Annotated in this window: 21 protein-coding genes and 1 tRNA gene; 9 read left to right on the top strand and 13 right to left on the bottom strand. The window is 55.9% G+C overall.

Annotated features, from left to right (window positions below; all coding sequences use genetic code 11):
- Positions 1-56: 56 nt before the first annotated feature.
- From AC2FIP_RS00640 to AC2FIP_RS00625, 4 genes are read right to left on the bottom strand one after another with little or no spacing between them, the layout of a single operon-like run.
- Positions 57-1,091: a TRAP transporter substrate-binding protein gene (locus AC2FIP_RS00640; RefSeq protein WP_142632938.1), complete on the bottom strand. Its 1,035-nt coding sequence runs from the start codon at positions 1,089-1,091 to the stop codon at positions 57-59.
- 52 nt (positions 1,092-1,143) lie between these two features.
- The gene (locus AC2FIP_RS00635; protein ID WP_281971849.1) at positions 1,144-2,463 is read right to left on the bottom strand and encodes a TRAP transporter large permease; all 1,320 of its coding nucleotides are present in this window, start codon (positions 2,461-2,463) and stop codon (positions 1,144-1,146) included.
- Positions 2,460-3,032 carry a TRAP transporter small permease subunit gene (locus AC2FIP_RS00630; protein WP_496749474.1) on the bottom strand — a complete coding sequence of 191 codons (573 nt, stop codon included), beginning with the start codon at positions 3,030-3,032 and terminating at the stop codon, positions 2,460-2,462. The genes AC2FIP_RS00635 and AC2FIP_RS00630 overlap by 4 nt, the downstream gene beginning before the upstream one ends.
- 8 nt (positions 3,033-3,040) lie before the next feature.
- Complete coding sequence (locus AC2FIP_RS00625) at positions 3,041-3,796, bottom strand: N-formylglutamate amidohydrolase (protein WP_496784815.1); 756 nt, start codon at positions 3,794-3,796, stop codon at positions 3,041-3,043.
- Positions 3,797-3,958: 162 nt separating this feature from the next.
- Between AC2FIP_RS00625 and AC2FIP_RS00620 the strand changes: the two genes are divergently transcribed.
- Positions 3,959-4,822 carry a MurR/RpiR family transcriptional regulator gene (locus AC2FIP_RS00620; RefSeq protein ID WP_246097116.1) on the top strand — a complete coding sequence of 288 codons (864 nt, stop codon included), beginning with the start codon at positions 3,959-3,961 and terminating at the stop codon, positions 4,820-4,822.
- Between the two features lie 838 nt (positions 4,823-5,660).
- Here the strand turns inward: AC2FIP_RS00620 and AC2FIP_RS00615 are convergent.
- Positions 5,661-6,335 carry a TIGR04283 family arsenosugar biosynthesis glycosyltransferase gene (locus tag AC2FIP_RS00615; protein WP_496700600.1) on the bottom strand — a complete coding sequence of 225 codons (675 nt, stop codon included), beginning with the start codon at positions 6,333-6,335 and terminating at the stop codon, positions 5,661-5,663.
- Between the two features lie 73 nt (positions 6,336-6,408).
- Between AC2FIP_RS00615 and ygfZ the strand changes: the two genes are divergently transcribed.
- Together ygfZ and AC2FIP_RS00605 are read left to right on the top strand one after the other, a co-directional pair.
- Positions 6,409-7,146, top strand: a complete 738-nt coding sequence (gene ygfZ, locus AC2FIP_RS00610) for a CAF17-like 4Fe-4S cluster assembly/insertion protein YgfZ (RefSeq protein WP_496784814.1) — start codon at positions 6,409-6,411, stop codon at positions 7,144-7,146.
- Positions 7,147-7,252: 106 nt separating this feature from the next.
- On the top strand, positions 7,253-8,191 hold the full coding sequence (locus tag AC2FIP_RS00605) for an ABC transporter transmembrane domain-containing protein (RefSeq protein ID WP_496784812.1): 939 nt from the start codon (positions 7,253-7,255) through the stop codon (positions 8,189-8,191).
- Between the two features lie 63 nt (positions 8,192-8,254).
- Here the strand turns inward: AC2FIP_RS00605 and efp are convergent, their stop codons facing one another.
- Positions 8,255-8,818 carry an elongation factor P gene (efp, locus tag AC2FIP_RS00600; protein ID WP_142632922.1) on the bottom strand — a complete coding sequence of 188 codons (564 nt, stop codon included), beginning with the start codon at positions 8,816-8,818 and terminating at the stop codon, positions 8,255-8,257.
- A gap of 218 nt (positions 8,819-9,036) precedes the next feature.
- Between efp and AC2FIP_RS00595 the strand changes: the two genes are divergently transcribed.
- Both AC2FIP_RS00595 and AC2FIP_RS00590 read left to right on the top strand, forming a co-directional pair.
- The gene (locus AC2FIP_RS00595; protein WP_108785849.1) at positions 9,037-9,357 is read left to right on the top strand and encodes a DUF6280 family protein; all 321 of its coding nucleotides are present in this window, start codon (positions 9,037-9,039) and stop codon (positions 9,355-9,357) included.
- Positions 9,358-9,561: 204 nt separating this feature from the next.
- Positions 9,562-11,019 (top strand): cobyric acid synthase, encoded by a 1,458-nt coding sequence (locus AC2FIP_RS00590; protein ID WP_496784811.1) that lies wholly within the window; start codon positions 9,562-9,564, stop codon positions 11,017-11,019.
- 3 nt (positions 11,020-11,022) lie between these two features.
- On the opposite strand, the gene AC2FIP_RS00585 is transcribed toward AC2FIP_RS00590, so the two are convergent.
- The 3 genes from AC2FIP_RS00585 to AC2FIP_RS00575 all read right to left on the bottom strand — a co-directional run bounded on the left by AC2FIP_RS00585 (position 11,023) and on the right by AC2FIP_RS00575 (position 13,982).
- Positions 11,023-11,739, bottom strand: a complete 717-nt coding sequence (locus AC2FIP_RS00585) for a hypothetical protein (protein WP_496784810.1) — start codon at positions 11,737-11,739, stop codon at positions 11,023-11,025.
- A gap of 75 nt (positions 11,740-11,814) precedes the next feature.
- On the bottom strand, positions 11,815-13,233 hold the full coding sequence (locus tag AC2FIP_RS00580) for a TolC family outer membrane protein (RefSeq protein WP_496701429.1): 1,419 nt from the start codon (positions 13,231-13,233) through the stop codon (positions 11,815-11,817).
- Between the two features lie 95 nt (positions 13,234-13,328).
- The gene (locus AC2FIP_RS00575; RefSeq protein WP_496692411.1) at positions 13,329-13,982 is read right to left on the bottom strand and encodes a protein-L-isoaspartate O-methyltransferase family protein; all 654 of its coding nucleotides are present in this window, start codon (positions 13,980-13,982) and stop codon (positions 13,329-13,331) included.
- Between the two features lie 228 nt (positions 13,983-14,210).
- Here AC2FIP_RS00575 and AC2FIP_RS00570 point away from each other — a divergent pair.
- Positions 14,211-14,284 (top strand) — tRNA-Cys (locus AC2FIP_RS00570).
- 68 nt (positions 14,285-14,352) lie between these two features.
- Here the strand turns inward: AC2FIP_RS00570 and AC2FIP_RS00565 are convergent.
- From AC2FIP_RS00565 to AC2FIP_RS00555, 3 genes are read right to left on the bottom strand one after another with little or no spacing between them, the layout of a single operon-like run.
- Positions 14,353-15,384, bottom strand: a complete 1,032-nt coding sequence (locus tag AC2FIP_RS00565) for a site-specific integrase (RefSeq protein ID WP_496784809.1) — start codon at positions 15,382-15,384, stop codon at positions 14,353-14,355.
- Positions 15,381-15,572 (bottom strand): hypothetical protein, encoded by a 192-nt coding sequence (locus tag AC2FIP_RS00560; RefSeq protein ID WP_024096637.1) that lies wholly within the window; start codon positions 15,570-15,572, stop codon positions 15,381-15,383. The genes AC2FIP_RS00565 and AC2FIP_RS00560 overlap by 4 nt, the downstream gene beginning before the upstream one ends.
- Positions 15,573-15,596: 24 nt before the next feature.
- Positions 15,597-15,773, bottom strand: coding sequence for an Arc family DNA-binding protein (locus tag AC2FIP_RS00555; protein ID WP_366523193.1), 177 nt, complete (start codon positions 15,771-15,773; stop codon positions 15,597-15,599).
- 102 nt (positions 15,774-15,875) lie between these two features.
- Here AC2FIP_RS00555 and AC2FIP_RS00550 point away from each other — a divergent pair, with 102 nt between their 5' ends.
- Complete coding sequence (locus AC2FIP_RS00550; RefSeq protein WP_138162252.1) at positions 15,876-16,190, top strand: Arc family DNA-binding protein; 315 nt, start codon at positions 15,876-15,878, stop codon at positions 16,188-16,190.
- A 2-nt stretch (positions 16,191-16,192) separates the two neighbouring features.
- Here the strand turns inward: AC2FIP_RS00550 and AC2FIP_RS00545 are convergent, their stop codons facing one another.
- Entirely contained in the window at positions 16,193-16,609 is a 417-nt protein-coding gene (locus AC2FIP_RS00545) for a hypothetical protein (protein ID WP_496784807.1), read from the bottom strand.
- Positions 16,610-16,992: 383 nt separating this feature from the next.
- On the opposite strand from AC2FIP_RS00545, the gene AC2FIP_RS00540 reads away from it, so the two are divergent.
- Positions 16,993-17,205, top strand: a complete 213-nt coding sequence (locus tag AC2FIP_RS00540) for a helix-turn-helix domain-containing protein (RefSeq protein ID WP_106607237.1) — start codon at positions 16,993-16,995, stop codon at positions 17,203-17,205.
- Between the two features lie 2 nt (positions 17,206-17,207).
- Positions 17,208-17,408, top strand: a complete 201-nt coding sequence (locus AC2FIP_RS00535; protein WP_106607238.1) for a hypothetical protein — start codon at positions 17,208-17,210, stop codon at positions 17,406-17,408.
- Positions 17,409-17,432 lie beyond the last annotated feature (24 nt).

The following is a 17,432-nucleotide window of genomic DNA, read 5'->3' as shown; positions in this document are numbered from 1 at the left end:
CCAGGTGATGTCCAAACCCGACGCGAGAGGAGTTACCCGCGTCGGGAAGTTGCTTATTATCCGTAACGATAAGGCCGTCCGGCCTTGAGCATGTCGGCGTTGTATTGCTTGAATATCTCAACAACCCTCGCCTTGATCTCAGATTCTGCCGCAATCTCATCCCAGAATGCGATTGCCGCGCCTTCGACCTGTGCCCATTCCTCATCCGGGATCGTGGTAAGCTGCATCTTGTCTCCATTGACCCGCAAGCTGGCCTCGCCGCCCCAGTACCACCACTGGCGGTAGTAATGCGACTGGTCACAGCAAACACGGAACAGCGTTTGCAGATCTTCCGGCAACTCGTTCCAGCGATCCATGTTGGCAAAGAAAGACCCGGCCCAGGCGCCTGAGATGTTGTTGGTCAGGAAGTAGTTGGTCACATCCGCCCAGCCGACAGTGTAATCCTCGGTGATGCCCGACCATGCGATGCCGTCCAACTCGCCGGTCTGTACGGCGACCTCGATATCTTCCCATGGCAGTGTAACTGGTACCACACCGAACTGGCTGAGGAAGCGACCCGCTGTAGGGAAAGTGAAGACACGCTTGCCTTGCAGGTCCGCCAGGCTGTTGATTGGATCCTTGGTGGCGAAATGGCACGGGTCCCATGCGCCAGCCGAGATGTGCTTGACCCCGACTTTCGAGTATTCTTCGTCCCAGATTTCGTTCAGACCGTACTGATTGAACAGAACCGGTACATCCAGGGAATAGCGCGAGGCAAACGGGAAATAGCCGCCGAACACTGTGACATCGGTGGGCGACGCCATCGAGTCATCATCGGACTGTACCGCATCAATGGTGCCTTTCTGCATGGCACGGAACAGTTCGCCTGTCGGAACAAGCTGGTCAGCATAGAACAGCTCGATCTGCATCCGGTCACCGGCGATCTTGTTGAACATCTCGATTGCCGGGTCGATCACATGCGCAGCCAGCGCAGGACCGGCATAGGTCTGCATGCGCCACGTGATCGTGCTTTGAGCCAGCGCCGGTGCGGCCAGAGGTGCGGCTGCGACCCCTACCCCGGCGGTTTTCAGAAACTTACGTCTTGTCGTCATGTCAATTTCCTCTCTGTTGAAGTGCTTCGTGCCTCTTCGAAAGGCATTCTTGTTAATTTCCATAGACATATCCGGGCAGCCAAAGAGCCAGTTCCGGGAAGATCATGATAATCGTAAGCGCCAGAACCATCACGGCGACGAACGGAAAGATCGAGCCATAGATATCCCTCAGCGTGATTTCTGGTGGGGCCATCGCGCGCATCAGAAATAGGTTATAGCCGAAAGGCGGTGTCATATAGGCGATCTGTGTGGTGATCGTGTACAGAACCCCGTACCAAATCAAGTCAAAGCCCAGCGCACCAACTAGCGGTACATAAAGCGGGGCGACAATGACCAGCATCGCAGTGTCGTCCAGAAACGTGCCCATGACAATAAAGCTGAGCTGCATCAGGATCAGGATCATCCAGGGTGACAGACCCAACTGGTCGGTGAACAAGTTGTCGATTGCCTTCACCGCACCAAGCCCGTCGAAAACCGCGCCAAAACCAAGTGCTGCAAGGATGATCCACATGAACATGCACGATATCGCCAGCGTATGCTTGGTACAGGTTTCAAAAATCGCCCAGGTCATTCGACGTTTGGCCACCGAAACCACCAATGCCGCCAGCGCTCCGATGGCCGAACTTTCAACCAGTGACGTCCACCCGTTCACAAAGGGCACCATCATCGCAGCGAAGATAATCAGCGGCAACGCACCCGCGCCCAGCAACCGGATTTTCTCGGCCCGCGGAACCTCATGCGCGTCTTTCATCGCTGGGCCGAGCTCGGGCTGAATGCGGCAGCGGATCCAGATGTAAAGGATGAACATACCAGCCATCATCAGGCCGGGCACGATCCCCGCCAGCCATAACTGTCCCACAGGTTGACGGGCGATCATCGCATACAGCACCAGAACCACCGAAGGCGGTACAAGGATACCCAGACTGGACCCGGCCTGAATGACACCGGTCACCATGGTTTTGTCGTACCCGCGTCTCAACAGTTCGGGCAGCGCAATGGTGGCCCCAATCGCCATCCCGGCCACGCTGAGGCCATTCATGGCAGAAACCAAGACCATCAAACCAATCGTCCCGATGGCAAGCCCGCCATTCACCGGCCCCATCCAGACATGGAACATGCGATACAGGTCATCCGCCAGCCTGCTTTCGCTGAGCACATAGCCCATGAAAATGAACATTGGCAGGGTCAGCAGCGGATACCACTTCATCAGCTTCATCGCGGCTGAAAATGTGATGTCCTGCCCTCCGGTTCCCCACAATGAAAGCGCCGCGATCGTCGCAACCGCACCGATCGCACCAAAAACGCGCTGACCGGTGAACAGCATCAGCATCATCAACGCGAACATGAAGATGGCGATATATTCCTGGCTCATGCCCGCTGTACCCCGATTTCCTGCCCGTTGATCCGCGCAATGTCTTTGAAAAATTCCGAGACTGCCTGCAGCAACATCAGGAAGAAGCCGAAAACCATGATGGATTTGACCGGCCAGATATACGGCCGCCACGCAGTCGACGAACGTTCAAGCCGACCGATCTCTTCACTGCCGGTCAGCAGTCCGGTGAAGTAGGAAACGGGTTCGTCGCCCCAATAACCAAGGCTATACGCCGTCGAGCCAAGCCCACCGTAGAACAGCACACCCAAATAGAGGATCAGCAAAAGCACGGTGAACGCATCGAACCACGCTTTTCGTTGAGGGCTCCAGTTGTGGTAAAACAGGTCCATGCGCACATTCGACCCTAGCTGGATCGAATATGGCCCACCCATGATGTAATAGGTCACCATCGCAAACTGTGCCATTTCAAGTGTCCAGAGCGACGGTAGGAAGAAGGTCTTTGATATCGAAGACCACAGCAGGATGCCCATCATGACAAACAGGCCCCACATCATGACCCGCCCGATCCGATAGTTGATCGCATCCACGATACGGACATATACGCTCATCGCTTTGATCACGCTGACGCCCCTTCCTGAAAACCGGACAGAACACGCGCAATCCAGGGCACCAGGCAATCGGCCATCTCTGCCTGCTGCTTAGGCGTGCGGATCAAGTCATTGCGGATTTCGATCATCACGTTCAGCAAGCGGTGGGGCAGCGCCTGGGTATCCAGTGTATGAGCTACTCCATCCGCCGCAGAATAAGGCTCATTCAGCCTGATGATAAAGGGGTTGCCGATAGCTTCGTCAGCCATCATCGCTGTGGCAAACTGGTTGTCCACTCCGTGCAGAATACCCAGTTCGACCTGCCGTTTCTGCCCCAGATAGACCGGCGTGAAACTGTGGATTGTCACCATCAACCTAAGTGAAGCGCTGTGCTGATCGATCAAATCCGACAGAGCGGCGCAAAACGGCTGATACACGTTTTCGATTCTGGCCACTCGGTGCTCGGGCGACATGTTGATGTTCGCCGGGATTTCGTAATCCTCGCTGCGGATCGGCATTGCACCCGCCGCCTCGGGCGGGCGATTGCAGTCATAGACCAGCCGAGACACCCCGCCATGGACCAAAGGTGCTGACATGCGTTTGGCCATAGCCTGCGCCACGGCCAGTGCGCCTGGATCCCAGGCAATATGACTTTCGCGTGCTTCAGCGCTTAGCCCCATATCACCCAGAAAAGCCGGGATACGATTAGACGCATGTTCGCACACCAGCACGACCACAGGCGCATTGCCCGCCAAATCCGTATGAACAACTTTGCCGAAGTCCAATCTACCGTCCTGCGATTCCAAAATGAGACATTGTGGAAAAATTTCCACAGACCGCATCATCCTGTCAATATTTTTTCTGTATAAATTTTTCCAAGCTTGATCTTGCTGAAAAATTATTCACATTATGGTCTGGTCGCATAATAGGAGGACACGCCAGTGCGGGTGACAGACAGGCTTCTGGCCCATCGGGACAAGATGACCCCGTCTGAACGGCAACTGGTCAGCGTTCTGCTGGATGATTACCCGATGGCCGGGCTGGGTAGTATTACCGAATTGGCCAGTACCGCCTCAGTCTCGACCACTACGGTTGCACGGATGCTGCAAAAGACCGGTTTTGACGGATATCCTCAATTTCAGGCCGCGCTGCGTGGTGAGGTCAAAGAAATGATCTCGGGGCCAGTAGCCAAACGTGATGTCTGGCAGAATGACCTGCCCGAAGAACATATCCTCAACCGCTATTCCCAGCGTTCTCTGGCCAACCAGAAGCGCACAATCGACGAGATCGACCCCGACGAATTCGATAGCTTCTGCAGCCTGCTGAGCGATCAGAACCGGCGTATTTTCATCACCGGTGGCCGCATTACCGGAACACTGGCGCAATACCTGTATCTGCACCTGCAAATGATCCGACCGGATGTCCGCCTGTTGCCGGTCGCCGCATCCTGGACCCATGATCTGTTGGACGTGCGTCAAGGGGATGTGCTGATCGCGCTGGATGTCCGGCGCTATGAGAACGCGAGCCTGCTGATTGGTCAGCTCTGCCACGAGCGCGGGGCCGAAATCGTGCTGTTGACCGATCAGTGGCGCTCGCCAATCCACCGGCTGGCCAAACACACATTCGCGGCGCGCATCTCGGTGCCTTCTGCCTGGGATTCGATGGCTGCGATACTGACCCTGATGGAATGCGCCATAGCCGAAGTTCAGGAACGGCTTTGGGATTCGGTCAAAGATCGCACGGTCGAACTGGAACAGGCCTTTGATCGCACCAAGCTGTTTAGGAAATTCGGCCAAAGTTCGGGCTCCTAGCTTCGGATTGTTCCAAAACTACAACTGCCCGTGAGGAGTGTTGCCACTTGACCGGCGGTTGGTCACTTTGTTTCCATGACATTTATTACCGAAAACCAGTTGCCGCTGCTGATTCTGTTTTTTCTGATCGGCACAGTCGGCACAGCATTCCTGTTTCGCAAACCAGCCGGGCATCGCGCATGGAAACTGGCTGATCTGGTCTGGGTGGTTCTGGGCGGGGTCGGCGCATTGGTTGCGGTGATGGCCGGGCTTTATACAGCGGACAGTTCCCGTCTGGACCGGCAGATTGACGTTGCCTATGCCGCTACGCTTGCCTTTGACCGCGACGCCGCGCGGTTTCGTTTGCGGTTCTGCGACCCGGCCTATGACAAGGATATCGGAGCGCTGTGCGAAAAAGTTGAGTTCCTTTCAGCCTCCACCGCAAGCAACGCTGACCTGCCCTTGTTTATTGCCGTAACAAACGAAGTCGCCCCTCTGAGGGGGTTACAATTCCTGTTTGGACGGCAGGCCCAGGAAGAGCGCGATGACATGCGCGCGATGACATCGAAGGTGCACTCATTCGACGTCGACCAGTTTCTGGTGTTCACAACGCTGGATGACTCGACACAGGAAGCTATCGACAATCTGCGCAGGAAAGTTCCCGCAATCGCAGGCGACTATTTGATCTTGGCTCAAAGTTACGATGATCTTGTTACTCAGGTCGGCAAGCTTAAGGATGAATGGGAGTATTTGCGGGAAAACGGGCATATTCTGGTGCTTCAGATCATTGCGCTGTGCCTTGTCAGCTTTGCCGCCCCGTTCCGGCTGGGCAAATCCATTGTCGAACTCAGAACGACGCTTACTGCCGGTACGCCCGCGCCAACCGCTCGGGATCAGCGCCCAGAAGATAGCGGGTCAGAGTCCACAGATTCCGACCACCACGACGCAACCACCCTGCCCGTTCATACCGGTCCGCGCTCGTAAAAGCGCGGGCGGACAACAGCGTGATGCGGCGCAACTTTTTGGCAAGCGCCACGTCTTCCATCAAGGGCTGGTCCGGGAAGCCGCCTGCATCTTGATATTCAGAACGCCGGACTAGCAAGCCCTGGTCACCATAGGGCAACCCAAAGATCCGGCTACGAAGATTGGCCCATCCGGCAACCCAGGATGGCGCAAAGCCCGCGGCCACAAAGGCCAGTCTGAACGCCGCAGGTCGCCCCGAGGGCAGATGATCCCGCACAACATTGCTCCACCCGTCCTGCAAAACCGTATCCGCATGAAGTACCAACAGCCAATCGGCTTTGGCGGCTGCACAGCCACGGCGCAGCTGCCCCCCGCGCGAGGCTTCTCCTGTCACGATCCTGGCCCCGGCATTCTCGGCGATTTCATGGGTTTTGTCGGTAGAGCCTGCGTCCGACACAATCAATTCGTGGATCAACCCTGCGCGCAGCCCCTCCATCAGCGCCCCAAGTGTAGCAGGCAAGGTTTCGGCCGCGTTCAGAGTTGGAATTACAATACTGATCGGTGCCGGCACGTCGGATATCCTCTGGTCTTATGAGCGACTTCTCATATATCACGAGCACCATGGAAAAGACGAGGACTCTGCCATGCCCAATCGCCGCATCCTGCGCCTAACCGGTGCCGACGTTTACAGCTTCTTGCAGGGGCTGGTGACCAATGACATTGCCGGGCTTGATCGGGGTCTGGTCTATACGGCGCTGCTGACCCCGCAGGGCAAGTATCTGGCCGATTTCTTTCTAAAACGCGAGGGTGACGATATCTTGCTGGACGTCGCCGAGGTTATTGCCGACGGGTTGATCAAACGTCTGAGCATGTACAAGCTGCGCGCCGACCTAACGATCGAAGCCAGCGACCTGAATCTGCAACGCGGCACTGGCCTGGCACCCGATGGGGCCCTGCCCGATCCGCGCCATTCAGATATGGGCTGGCGCGCATATACCGAAGATGCGGAAAGCGAGGACGGAACCGATTGGAACGCGATCCGCGTGCTCCATTGCATTCCCGAAACCGGAATCGAATTGACCGAAGACAGTTATATTCTGGAATCAGGGTTCGAGTTGCTGAACGGCGTTGATTTCAAAAAAGGGTGTTATGTCGGTCAGGAAGTGACCGCGCGCATGAAACACAAGACCGAGCTGCGTAAAGGGCTGCGCACGGTACTTGTCGCAGGCACCACGCCTGTCGGAACCGAAATAACTGCTGACGGGAAATCCGTGGGGCGCCTGTTTACCCAAGCGGATGGCCAGGGGATCGCATATCTCAGGCTCGACAGGGCCAAGGGCGATATGCAGGCGGGCGACGCGACCGTGCGCCTGAAGGAATGAAATTTCTCGAATACAGCCTGGCCATGGCCCCGCCAGCCCCGGAACCATTTGATCCGCCCAGCACAGGCTGCCAAACTAGGTTTGGTTCAGCGATCCGGGTGAGTTGATGTTTCGTCTGTATAAAGCAATTTGGCGTGCCAGTTCCGCCCGGCAGATCATCCTTATCATCCTGTCTATTGCGGTTGCCGCTCTGGCAGCCGTCCCGCTGGAGTTTCAGCGCGATATCATCAACCACCTGACCTCGGACGATGTATCTTTGGACCGAATGATCCTGCTTGGTGCGGGCATGATGGTGGTTATCTTGCTGAGCCTGGGGCTGAAATGGCTGCTCGGCTATCGGGCGGGAACACTGGGCGAGGATATGATCCGCCTGATCCGGCAAAGGCTGCTGGTCCGGTCCGCCGATCTGGATGAAACCGGCGAGACCATGCGCAAGGGGACCATGACTACCGCCATTTCTGCCGAAGCCGAAGAGCTGGGTAAATTCGCAGGCGGTGCCTTTTCCGACCCGGTGGTCCAAATTGGCACTCTGATCAGCGTGATTGGCTATATCTCGTCTACACAGCCGGGGCTGGGTTTGATCGCTTTTTCGATGGTCGCGCCGCAGATCATCATCGTTCTGGTTTCACAACGCAAAGTGAACGTCTTTGTCGCCGAACGCGTTCGTATCCTGCGCCGCGCCACCGACAGTCTGACAGCAGAAAAGATTGACGCGGCCGCGCACGAGATCGAAGCGGAATTCGACAAAATCTACGAAACTCGCCGAAAGATGTTCATCTGGAAGCTCTCGGCCAAATTCCTTCTAAGCGTGATCAATGGCGCCGGGACGGTTGGGGTTCTGATGCTGGGTGGCTGGCTTGTCCTTCAGGGCAGAACCGATGTCGGCACAGTTGTTGCCGCCACCAGTGGGCTCAGCCGTATTCAAGGCCCCACGGCTTTTCTGATCGCCTATTATCGCCAAGTCAGCGCAAACCGGATCAAATTCGAACTGATGCTCGAACTATTTGGCCCGAACCCCGAAAAATACCGACGCGTCAAAGACTAAAAATAGAAAGAACCGCGCAGCGCGGGCTGTCGCGGTTCTCGGTGTCTTGAAGCAGAAGTGCAGTTACGCGCGTTCTGAATAGTCCATGGTTTCAGTATTCACCACGATCATTTCATCTTGGCCCACAAACGGTGGCACCATGACTTTTACACCATTGTCCAGAACGGCCGGTTTGAACGAGTTCGCAGCGGTCTGACCTTTGACCACAGGCTCGGTCTCGACGATCTTGCACGTCACTTTCTGTGGCAGTTTGGCGTTCAGTGCCTCACTTTCGTAAAATTCTACGACGATAGTCATGCCGTCCTGCAGAAACGGGCGGCGATCACCCAACAGATCAGCGGACAGTTCGATCTGCTCATAGGTCTCGGAATCCATGAACACCAACATGCCGTCGGATTCGTATAGAAACTGCTGGTCTTTCTGTTCCAGGCGAACACGCTCGACCTTGTCAGCTGACCGGAAACGTTCATTCAGTTTGGAACCATTGCGCAGATTGCGCAGTTCGACCTGTGCAAAAGCCCCGCCTTTACCGGGCTTTACATGATCAACTTTGACAGCGGCCCATAGCCCATCGTTATGCTCAAGCACATTGCCGGGGCGAATTTCGTTCCCATTTATCTTGGGCATGACTTAAATCCTTCACAAACGGTTGATGCGTCAGTCGCGCACCCTATATCTGGCGTGGCCGCACCTGACAAGACAACGACACCTTGTGCTGCAGCCGCAGCAAGCTATGCGCGTGACGCAACGCAACTATGCACATTAGGTGTATCCGAATCGCACTTAATAGGTCATAAGAACCGTCACGCCGAAAATGCAAGAGCAAGAACAACAAGGAAGACGAGATGAGAGATTTCGTTGACGGCACCGCCTTTAACAATGAGCAAGGCAACCGTGCTCGTAAACTTTTCGCAGCTGTCGTTTTGGCTGCGCTGGATGATGCTATTGCCGACGACAAAAAGTATGGCAATGGCCCAGAACAGATCGCCCGCTGGGCACGCTCGCGCGATGGGCGCGAAGTGCTGTCTTGCGCGGGTATCGACCCAAATGAACGGGTTGTCAGCGGATTGATGGATTTCGTTGGTCGCGGTGTGCGGACTTCGGTCGCTCTTTCGCGCGAAGAAAGCGAGCGCCGCAACGCCGCCCAACAGGCCGAAGCCGCCTGATCACAGACACGAGTCTGTTTGAAAAAACGCGCCTCCTATTGATGGAGGCGTGTTTTTTTGTTGCATAGACCCCGAATATGAATTCCGGTGCGAAACTGCGCCCTCACCCGAAGACTGAAAAATGATGATGATGCCACGTCATCCGGGGCTTTCCCTTCACCGTCAAATCAGGTCATCTGCGCGTTAGCTAACAGGAGACACGGCATGGTTCGCGCCATCATGATTCAGGGCACAGGCAGCAATGTTGGAAAATCGGTTCTGGTGGCCGGATTGGCACGCGCCTATACGCGCCGAGGCCTGCGGGTTGCGCCGTTCAAACCGCAGAACATGTCGAATAACGCCGCAGTAACCGAAAATGGTGGCGAGATCGGGCGCGCACAAGCCCTACAAGCGTTGGCGGCACGACGCGCCACACATACGGATATGAACCCGATCCTTTTGAAGCCTGAAACAGATACAGGCGCGCAGATCATCATTCAGGGCAAACGCGCCGGAACGATGCAGGCTGGCGATTACCGCAAGGATAAATCCAAGCTGATGACAGCCGCGCGCCAGAGTTTTGACCGGCTCTGCACCGACGCTGATCTGGTGTTGGTTGAAGGGGCCGGAAGCCCCGCCGAGACTAACCTGCGTCAGGGTGATATTGCCAATATGGGCTTCGCCTGCGCCGCGGGTGTTCCGGTCGTACTTGTCGGCGATATTCACCGAGGTGGGGTAATTGCTCAGATCGTCGGGACTCAGGCCGTGCTGGATGCTGGCGATCTGGCAATGATCCGAGGCTTTGCCATCAATCGCTTTAAGGGCGATGTATCCCTATTCGACGAAGGTCGGGATGACATCGCCGCTCGAACAGGCTGGGCCTGTATCGGTGTTGTGCCCTGGTTCGACGATGCCTGGAAGCTGCCAGCCGAAGATATGATGGATATCCGGTCGCACAGTGGCGGTTCCTGCAAGGTTGCAGTCCCTCAGTTGGAACGGATGGCCAATTTTGATGATCTTGATCCGCTATCGGCAGAGCCTGGCATCACGGTCGAGATCGTGCCCGCTGGCCGCGCGCTGCCCGGCGATGCGGATTTGGTCCTGCTTCCCGGAAGCAAATCAACCATTGGCGATTTGGCTTACTTTCGTGCGCAGGGCTGGGATATCGACCTTTATGCCCATGTGCGACGTGGCGGTCACGTGTTGGGATTATGCGGTGGCTACCAAATGCTAGGTAACACCATTGCTGATCCCGATGGTGTGGACGGGCGGCCAGGTACAGTCGATGGATTGGGGCTGTTGGATGTGGATACCGTTATGGTCGGCGAGAAAAAGGTGACCCTGCGGACTGCACGCGGCCTGCCGGGGCACCAACCGCTAACCGGATATGAGATCCATATGGGCCGCACCGAAGGCAATGATTGCACCCGCGCCTGGCTGGAGGTCGAGGGCCGCCCGGAGGGCGCAGCTGATCGGACTGGCCGGATACGCGGAAGCTACCTACACGGTATATTCTCATCCGATCAATTTCGGACCGACTACCTACAGCTTTTGGGAGTCTCTTCCACCCTGCACTATGAGGACGGTGTCGAAGATACGCTTGATCGTCTGGCCGACCATCTGGAACGGCATATGGATCTGGATCGCTTGCTGGAACTGGCTGAAGCGCCGATTAAAGGCTGACTTTCACTCGGCTTTTTGCTCGGCCAACGCACGGTAGATCTCGCGGCGAACCATTTTTCGAACGTTCCGCGTAATGCGTTCACCCAGTACGCCCTGCAGTTCTTCACGAACAACCTGCGCAATCAAAGAGCGCAAGCCATCGTCATCAAGCCGGGACATGGCAGCATCTGCTTCTGAACCTGTTGTATCCGCGGCAGCCGATACCTCTGGGTCCCGTACAAAAACTGCCTTTGCAACAGTCTCAGTCTCTGCATCCGGGGCTTCGTCTTGGGGTTGCCATTCCAACGGTTGATTTGGCGTTCCTGAATAGGCATCTACGCTGTCACCGTCGGGCTCCCACTGATCTTCGGTCCTGGCGATCGCGGCTTCCAGCGCCTCAATTTTGGCACTTAGACTTTTGGCTATGCCCTCTTCCGCAACTGGATCAGGTGAATGCTCTGTAGCCGACTCCGCTTCATCACCCGCAACAACATCGCAGGCGCGCAAAAGCATCGGTTTCACCGATTTTTCAGCGCTGTACTCAGCATCCAGCTTGAAAGGCTGCGTCTCGACACCTGTTTGCTCGCCAACCCTGAGCGCATCAGTCAGAACAAGCCGCCCTGGCTTTCGCTCTGACTTGGAACGCACCAGATCGGGAACTTTTCGACCTTCTTCGCTGACCAGCCGCTTGACCGATGACAGTAGGTCTTCGATCCCGGAGTTCACGACATTGTCTGTCATTGTTTTCTACCGCTCTAACCTCAGGTCCGAGTGTAGCCAAACAATGCAGACCTCACAACAGGCAGTATTGGGTGTTTAGTCCCGACGCAGTGCTTTCAGGACCCGATCCAGATCTTTGCTCTGCTTGCTGACCTGCGCGGGGGCTTTCTTCACCAGATTATAGTAAAGGGTCGGATCGTAAATCTGAACCGCCAGACCCAAACGCTCGGCCGTGAGCAAACCTTGGGCCTGCAGCAACTGATAAGCCGCCAGAGATCGCTCGGTTCTGGAAGCAATTTCGGCAAGCTGCGCGTCCAGCAAATCCTGCTGAGCAGCCAGCACGTCCAGAGTGGTCCGCGCACCCAAAGTTGCCTCTTCGCGGATACCATCAAACGCAACTTCCGAGGCGCGTACACGTTCCGAAGAGGCCCTCAGGCTTGCGCTTGCAGTTTGAAACCGGACATAGGCATCAGACACGCCCTGCGTAATGTTCTTTTGCACATTCAGCAGATTGGCACGTGACCCATCCCGCGAGGCCATTGCGCGGCGCACGCTTGCCGCGAGTCGACCACCCGCATAGATCGGCTGGCTGAAGTTCAGCGAGATACTCGCATCATTCACATAATCGTCGTCATCATAGCTCTCGGTGACGCCCGCATCAGCGTTCAGGCTGACATTCGGACCCAGGCCCGCGCGCTGCTGCTGCACGACCAGATCAAGGGCGCGCACCTGATGCTGGGCGGACAGAATGGATGGGTGATTGCGTTGGGCCAGGCTGACGGCCTCGCTCTGGGACCGGGGCAAGTTTGGCAGGCTGGGCTGACCAGCAGTACGGCCCGGCAGTTTGCCAACTGCGTTTACATATTCCGCCTGAGCAGTGCTCAGATCGCCGCGCGCATTCGCCAGATCGGCCTGCGAGCTTGCAAGCTGAGCCTGAGACAATGCGACGTCTGTGCGGGTAACTTCCCCAACTTCGAAACGATCCTGCGAGGCGCGAAGCTCTTCTGCGGACAGTTCAACGTTGTTTTGACGAATCGATACGGTCTCTTCCTGCAGCAGAACACTCAGGTAAGCGGTCGCCGCGCGGAACAGGACCTGCTGTTCGATATCGATCAGCGCCTGCCGGGTCGACAGCACCGTTTCCTGCGCTGATTGCTTGCCCAGAATCGAGGCTCCGCCATCGTATAAAAGTTGGCTTAGCGTCAGGCCCGAGAAGAAGTTCGAAGGATCAACACTGTTCGTAACACCACTGTTTCTGCTGCGCGTATAGTCTTGGCTAACCGCGACGGTCCAGTTGATAATAGGGCGCAAAGCCGACAGCGCGATCGCCACATCCTCGTCTGCAGCCCGAAGCAGCGCCCGGTTCTGTTCCAGCAAACCACTAGTATTATATGCTCCGATGAACGCGTCGGTCAGGTTGTCGGCCCAAACCGCCCGTCCAGGCAACGTGCCCAAAGCAATACCTGCAGTCACTGCCAGAGTCCTGACCAGCTTTCCTCCCGCTGCAAAACGCATGGCGAAATCCTCTCAAATCAAAATAACGCAGCCCTCAGGGCAGTTTGCGTCTTTGTGTTGAACTAATCAAGGCAGCAGATAAATCTGCCCGCCGACTATAGCGAAAATGCACTCTCGGCCGAGAAGGCCTTCAGAACAGGTGCACTGGCGTTGAATGCCTGGCGCCATGTAACGCGATCGCCTGATTTGTGGCCTATACGGACTGTCCCAAGATCACCTTCCATGAACAGGCAGGCGATACGCCCATGATCTTTAAGCTGGTCAATCAATGCAGACGGAACCTCTTCTACGCCGCCCTGGATCATGACCACGTCATAAGGCCCATGCTCGGCAGCGCCCTCATCCAGCGGCCCCACGTGAACGACCACATTATCCGCGTCAGCCTCCATCAGCAGCGTTTGCGCTTCGGCAGCTAGCGCTTCATCCGCTTCCACCGCTACGACCAACTGCGCCATATGGGCTGCAACAGCCGTCGAATATCCCAGCGCCGGAGCAATATCCAGAACAACCTCATCATTGGTAATGTTCAGCACATCCAGCATCTTGGCCAGTGTTCTCGGTTCCAGAATGCAGCGTCCAGCCTCAAGTTCTATCAAACCCTCGACATAGGCGGCTTCGCGTTGCGCGTCTGGCACAAAATTCTCGCGCTTGACGGACAGCATGGCATCAATGATCGGGAACTTGGTAACGTCCGAAGGCCGGACCTGCGTATCGACCATGGTGCGGCGGCGGGCTGCGAAATCTGTCATTGGATCGCTCATTCATTTCCCAAGGTTGCTGGGCTTGTGCCACATCCCGGGCAAACCAGCAACGGCCCGCAAGCGGAAACTTTCGTCTGTCGTGAAGATTTTAGAGTGATCCGATTGGGTGATCCAATTTTCAGTTCCTCAAATTTAGACCGAACCCACTGGACGCCCCGGATTAAAGCTGCTAAAACGCCTGTCACACCACGGCAAGTATTTGATATTACTTGAAAAGGCGAGTTGGCGGAGTGGTGACGCAGCGGATTGCAAATCCGTGTACACCGGTTCGATTCCGGTACTCGCCTCCAATAAAATCAATGACTTGCGTCATCCTGCCTCTCCTTCACTGCCATTTTTGAAACAACCGTTGAAACTTTCACGTTTCGCTCTTGCTTCGTTCCATTTGATTTCTCGCCTCTTGAGCGCGCTTCGCGAGCTCCCTTTGCCGGATCGGCCCGCCGTATTTTTTCAGCATCTCAACGCCTGAGTGCCCGGTGACAGCCTTGACCATCTCGTCATCACATCCAGCCAAATAAAGCTCGATCGTCGCGTTTTTCCTGAGCCCGTGCGTTTTGTAGTAGCTCGCCTTCTCATGCTTCATCTTCTTTTTGATGGTGCGCATTTCCTCCGCAACGATGCGGTAGCTCACCGGTCGACCTTTGGGGTCGGTCACGACAGTACCATCCGTTCGCGCGAGTCCGTCGAGATGGGCCTTGAGGCGATCGGTGAGCGGGATCCACAGCGGCTTGTCGGTTTTGCCTTGAGTGAAATCGAATCCCTCATCCGAAAAGTGCGCCCACTTCATCTTCACGACATCGCCAATGCGCTGGCCCGTGCCAACGCAAAGCTCGTAGACCAGCCGCGCGCGTTTTGAAGCCAGGGCCTCGAACTCTGCTCGAACATCGTCTGGCCAAGGCTCCCACCCGTCGCTTTGCTGCTTGAAGAGCGGAATGCCCTTCGCCGGATTGCCATGCTCTTTCTTGATAAAACCAATCAGACGGGCGTGGTTCATCAAGACGACCATGACCTGGACGAGATAGTTGGCTTGCCGCCAGTGATCCGCATTGGCGCGGTGCAATTCGTAAATGTGATGGGTTTCGATCCTGGCCGGGTCTTTCTCCGCCCATATCTCACGAATGTGGCTGATGTAACGCCGATAGTCGGATCTCGTCCGGGGCTTCAGCTTCTTGTAGGCGTCGCTCTCGTAGTAGCTGAGAATCAACGCCTCAAAATTGCGCTTCACCGGCGCAGGCGCTGGTTTTCCCTTCAGCAAGCGATTGTAGTGATCCCAAAATTCCGGTGTGCCCGCTTCCTCGTGCATCATAACAGAGATGCCGCGCGATCGCCGGATGAACCGTAGGTAACCCCTGTCACTATAGACGTATTTTGGCAGGCTCTTGCGGGTCATTCGCCCATTCTCAAGTCGCTGTTGAGAAAGTCGTCGGCGGCCTCTGGCGCGACCATATTCGCATCGACGATGACACTGCCATCAGGCTTGATCTCGAACTTTGCGCGCTGCCAACCTGCCTCCCGCGCCTCGCGGATAAAGGCTGAGGCCGCTTGTTTCGCTTTTGTCTGTGCACTTGCTTTGGTCATCGTCTCGACACCTCTCTCACCTCGTTAACAACGCGCATTATCACACTGATTCATATTGATATTTCCAATTGAACCGAGTGCGGAACGCCTGTCCTTCGCCGCGCGAATGGCTCGGATAACTTCAGAGTTTTGGGAGTTGCCATTGCGATCGGACTCCGCCTTAATCCACTCCTTGAGCTCTTGCGGAAGCCGAAGCTGCATTGGTTTACGACTATTCATGAAACGCCTCCAGGTTGAAAACATACCCCTTTAGTGGCACTTAGCCACTATTGCGTCAATCGAATTTTATGGCACAGTGCCACCATGTCAGAACAAAGTGCTCAAAATCAGGACAAGTTCATCGTGCGATTGCCGGATGGCCTTCGTGACCGGATACGGCTTGCGGCCGAAAGCAACCACCGTAGCATGAACGCTGAGGTCGTTGCCGTCCTTGAAGAAAACTACCCCGCGCCAGTCCCGGAAAATATCAGCGACCCCGCAGCCCGAATGCTATTCTGGCTCGCCAAACGAATCCGACGGAGAAGCCCGCAACCGGGCTCACCCAGAGACAAGCAAGCCGCCCTATACGAGCGTATTGCGGGCGATATATCGGAACGCATGAAGGATATCGGGGAATAGCCTTAGTAGGCCACCCACTCGTATCCATGGTTGCCTTCGTGATCTTCCCATTCAACGCCAACCCCGCGTCGCCAATTCGATGACGAACAGCGCCGCGACGGCAGCACCCACTGCGGGGCGGCCGCCGGTGTCGTGCGTTGCCATCCGAATTCGCCCTGCGTGCCATAGGTCCCGAGGCGAATATTGTAGCTCTCAGAGCAGTTATCGTCGCGACCGCGTTCGCTATGGCTGTAGTATCGAACATCCCAGACGCGGATCGAGCGCACGAAATCGAATTCCAGACCACTGATGTCGATATCGGCACCGCCTTCAGCCATCTGTGTAAGAATGACTTGGCCGAGCGTCTGACCTGTTTGGTTGCTGGCCTCCCAGATCTTTGGGGCCGTGCTTTGCAAAGGCACCCGCTCAGAAACACCCATCGGGCAGCGCCAGATTTGCAACGGCGGCTCGATCGGCCAAGGCGTAATCCGCCTAATGAAAACCGCACGAGCATGGGCACATTCTGCTGAAGCTGGCCACCCGCCAGCCAGGCAAAGCAGAATGGCGCAATCAACTTGGTAGGCTTTTGCTGCCTGCGGAGCCAAGCTGGAGACGACACTTATGGCGACCCCGCCAAGCAAATTTCGGATGGATTTGAGCCACATATCAATAAGCGCCTTTCGACTTCATTGCTATAATATTGATGGTTGTTGCTCAACTTCGCCCCGCACACCATATGCGAGCAAGGGATTAGATTCACTCGCGCGCATTTTGTGGAATATATTCCGTAGAGCAATTCTTGTGATCTGGCCGAATACAGGCCATGAAATTGAGGGAAACAGTAGGGTTAAATATTCGGAATCTAAGAAATTCCAGAGGATTGAGCCAAGAACAATTAGCTTTAGCTGCTGACCTGGATCGTAGCTATATCAGCGAGATCGAGCTCGCGAAATTCTCAGCATCGATCGATGTTCTAGAGCGGATCGCGCATGCTCTCGAGGTCGCTCCCAAGGAATTGTTTAACGAGAGGGGCTAGTGTTGCCCGAATTTGAGAGTGGTCGCACAACAGCCGAAGCCATCGGCCGCATTACGTGCATCAAAACAGGCGTCGAAATCGGCCTACTTTATCTGTGGGATAACGGCGACACGCAGGCCGCGCTGCACGAAGACGGCCTGCTTCGATCGACAATCTGCCCAGAGCAACAGGCAGGACCGGACCTTGGTGCAAATCGCGGCTAAGAGCCGGAATGAGCCCAAACTCAC

The sequence above is a fragment of the Ruegeria sp. CDSB114 genome (assembly GCF_059611025.1).
Note: the sequence above shows the minus strand (reverse complement) of the source record. Positions and strands in the feature narration are given on the sequence as shown.

Coding starts and splice junctions, on each gene's coding strand:
- AC2FIP_RS00640 (WP_142632938.1), bottom strand. CDS start 1,091: ATGACGACAAGACGTAAGTTTCTGAAAACCGCCGGGGTAGGGGTCGCA.
- AC2FIP_RS00635 (WP_281971849.1), bottom strand. CDS start 2,463: ATGAGCCAGGAATATATCGCCATCTTCATGTTCGCGTTGATGATGCTG.
- AC2FIP_RS00630 (WP_496749474.1), bottom strand. CDS start 3,032: ATGAGCGTATATGTCCGTATCGTGGATGCGATCAACTATCGGATCGGG.
- ygfZ (WP_496784814.1), top strand. CDS start 6,409: ATGCCCAATCGCCGCATCCTGCGCCTAACCGGTGCCGACGTTTACAGC.
- AC2FIP_RS00605 (WP_496784812.1), top strand. CDS start 7,253: ATGTTTCGTCTGTATAAAGCAATTTGGCGTGCCAGTTCCGCCCGGCAG.
- efp (WP_142632922.1), bottom strand. CDS start 8,818: ATGCCCAAGATAAATGGGAACGAAATTCGCCCCGGCAATGTGCTTGAG.
- AC2FIP_RS00595 (WP_108785849.1), top strand. CDS start 9,037: ATGAGAGATTTCGTTGACGGCACCGCCTTTAACAATGAGCAAGGCAAC.
- AC2FIP_RS00590 (WP_496784811.1), top strand. CDS start 9,562: ATGGTTCGCGCCATCATGATTCAGGGCACAGGCAGCAATGTTGGAAAA.
- AC2FIP_RS00585 (WP_496784810.1), bottom strand. CDS start 11,739: ATGACAGACAATGTCGTGAACTCCGGGATCGAAGACCTACTGTCATCG.
- AC2FIP_RS00580 (WP_496701429.1), bottom strand. CDS start 13,233: ATGCGTTTTGCAGCGGGAGGAAAGCTGGTCAGGACTCTGGCAGTGACT.
- AC2FIP_RS00575 (WP_496692411.1), bottom strand. CDS start 13,982: ATGACAGATTTCGCAGCCCGCCGCCGCACCATGGTCGATACGCAGGTC.
- AC2FIP_RS00565 (WP_496784809.1), bottom strand. CDS start 15,384: ATGACCCGCAAGAGCCTGCCAAAATACGTCTATAGTGACAGGGGTTAC.
- AC2FIP_RS00560 (WP_024096637.1), bottom strand. CDS start 15,572: ATGACCAAAGCAAGTGCACAGACAAAAGCGAAACAAGCGGCCTCAGCC.
- AC2FIP_RS00555 (WP_366523193.1), bottom strand. CDS start 15,773: ATGCAGCTTCGGCTTCCGCAAGAGCTCAAGGAGTGGATTAAGGCGGAG.
- AC2FIP_RS00550 (WP_138162252.1), top strand. CDS start 15,876: ATGTCAGAACAAAGTGCTCAAAATCAGGACAAGTTCATCGTGCGATTG.
- AC2FIP_RS00545 (WP_496784807.1), bottom strand. CDS start 16,609: ATGGGTGTTTCTGAGCGGGTGCCTTTGCAAAGCACGGCCCCAAAGATC.
- AC2FIP_RS00540 (WP_106607237.1), top strand. CDS start 16,993: ATGAAATTGAGGGAAACAGTAGGGTTAAATATTCGGAATCTAAGAAAT.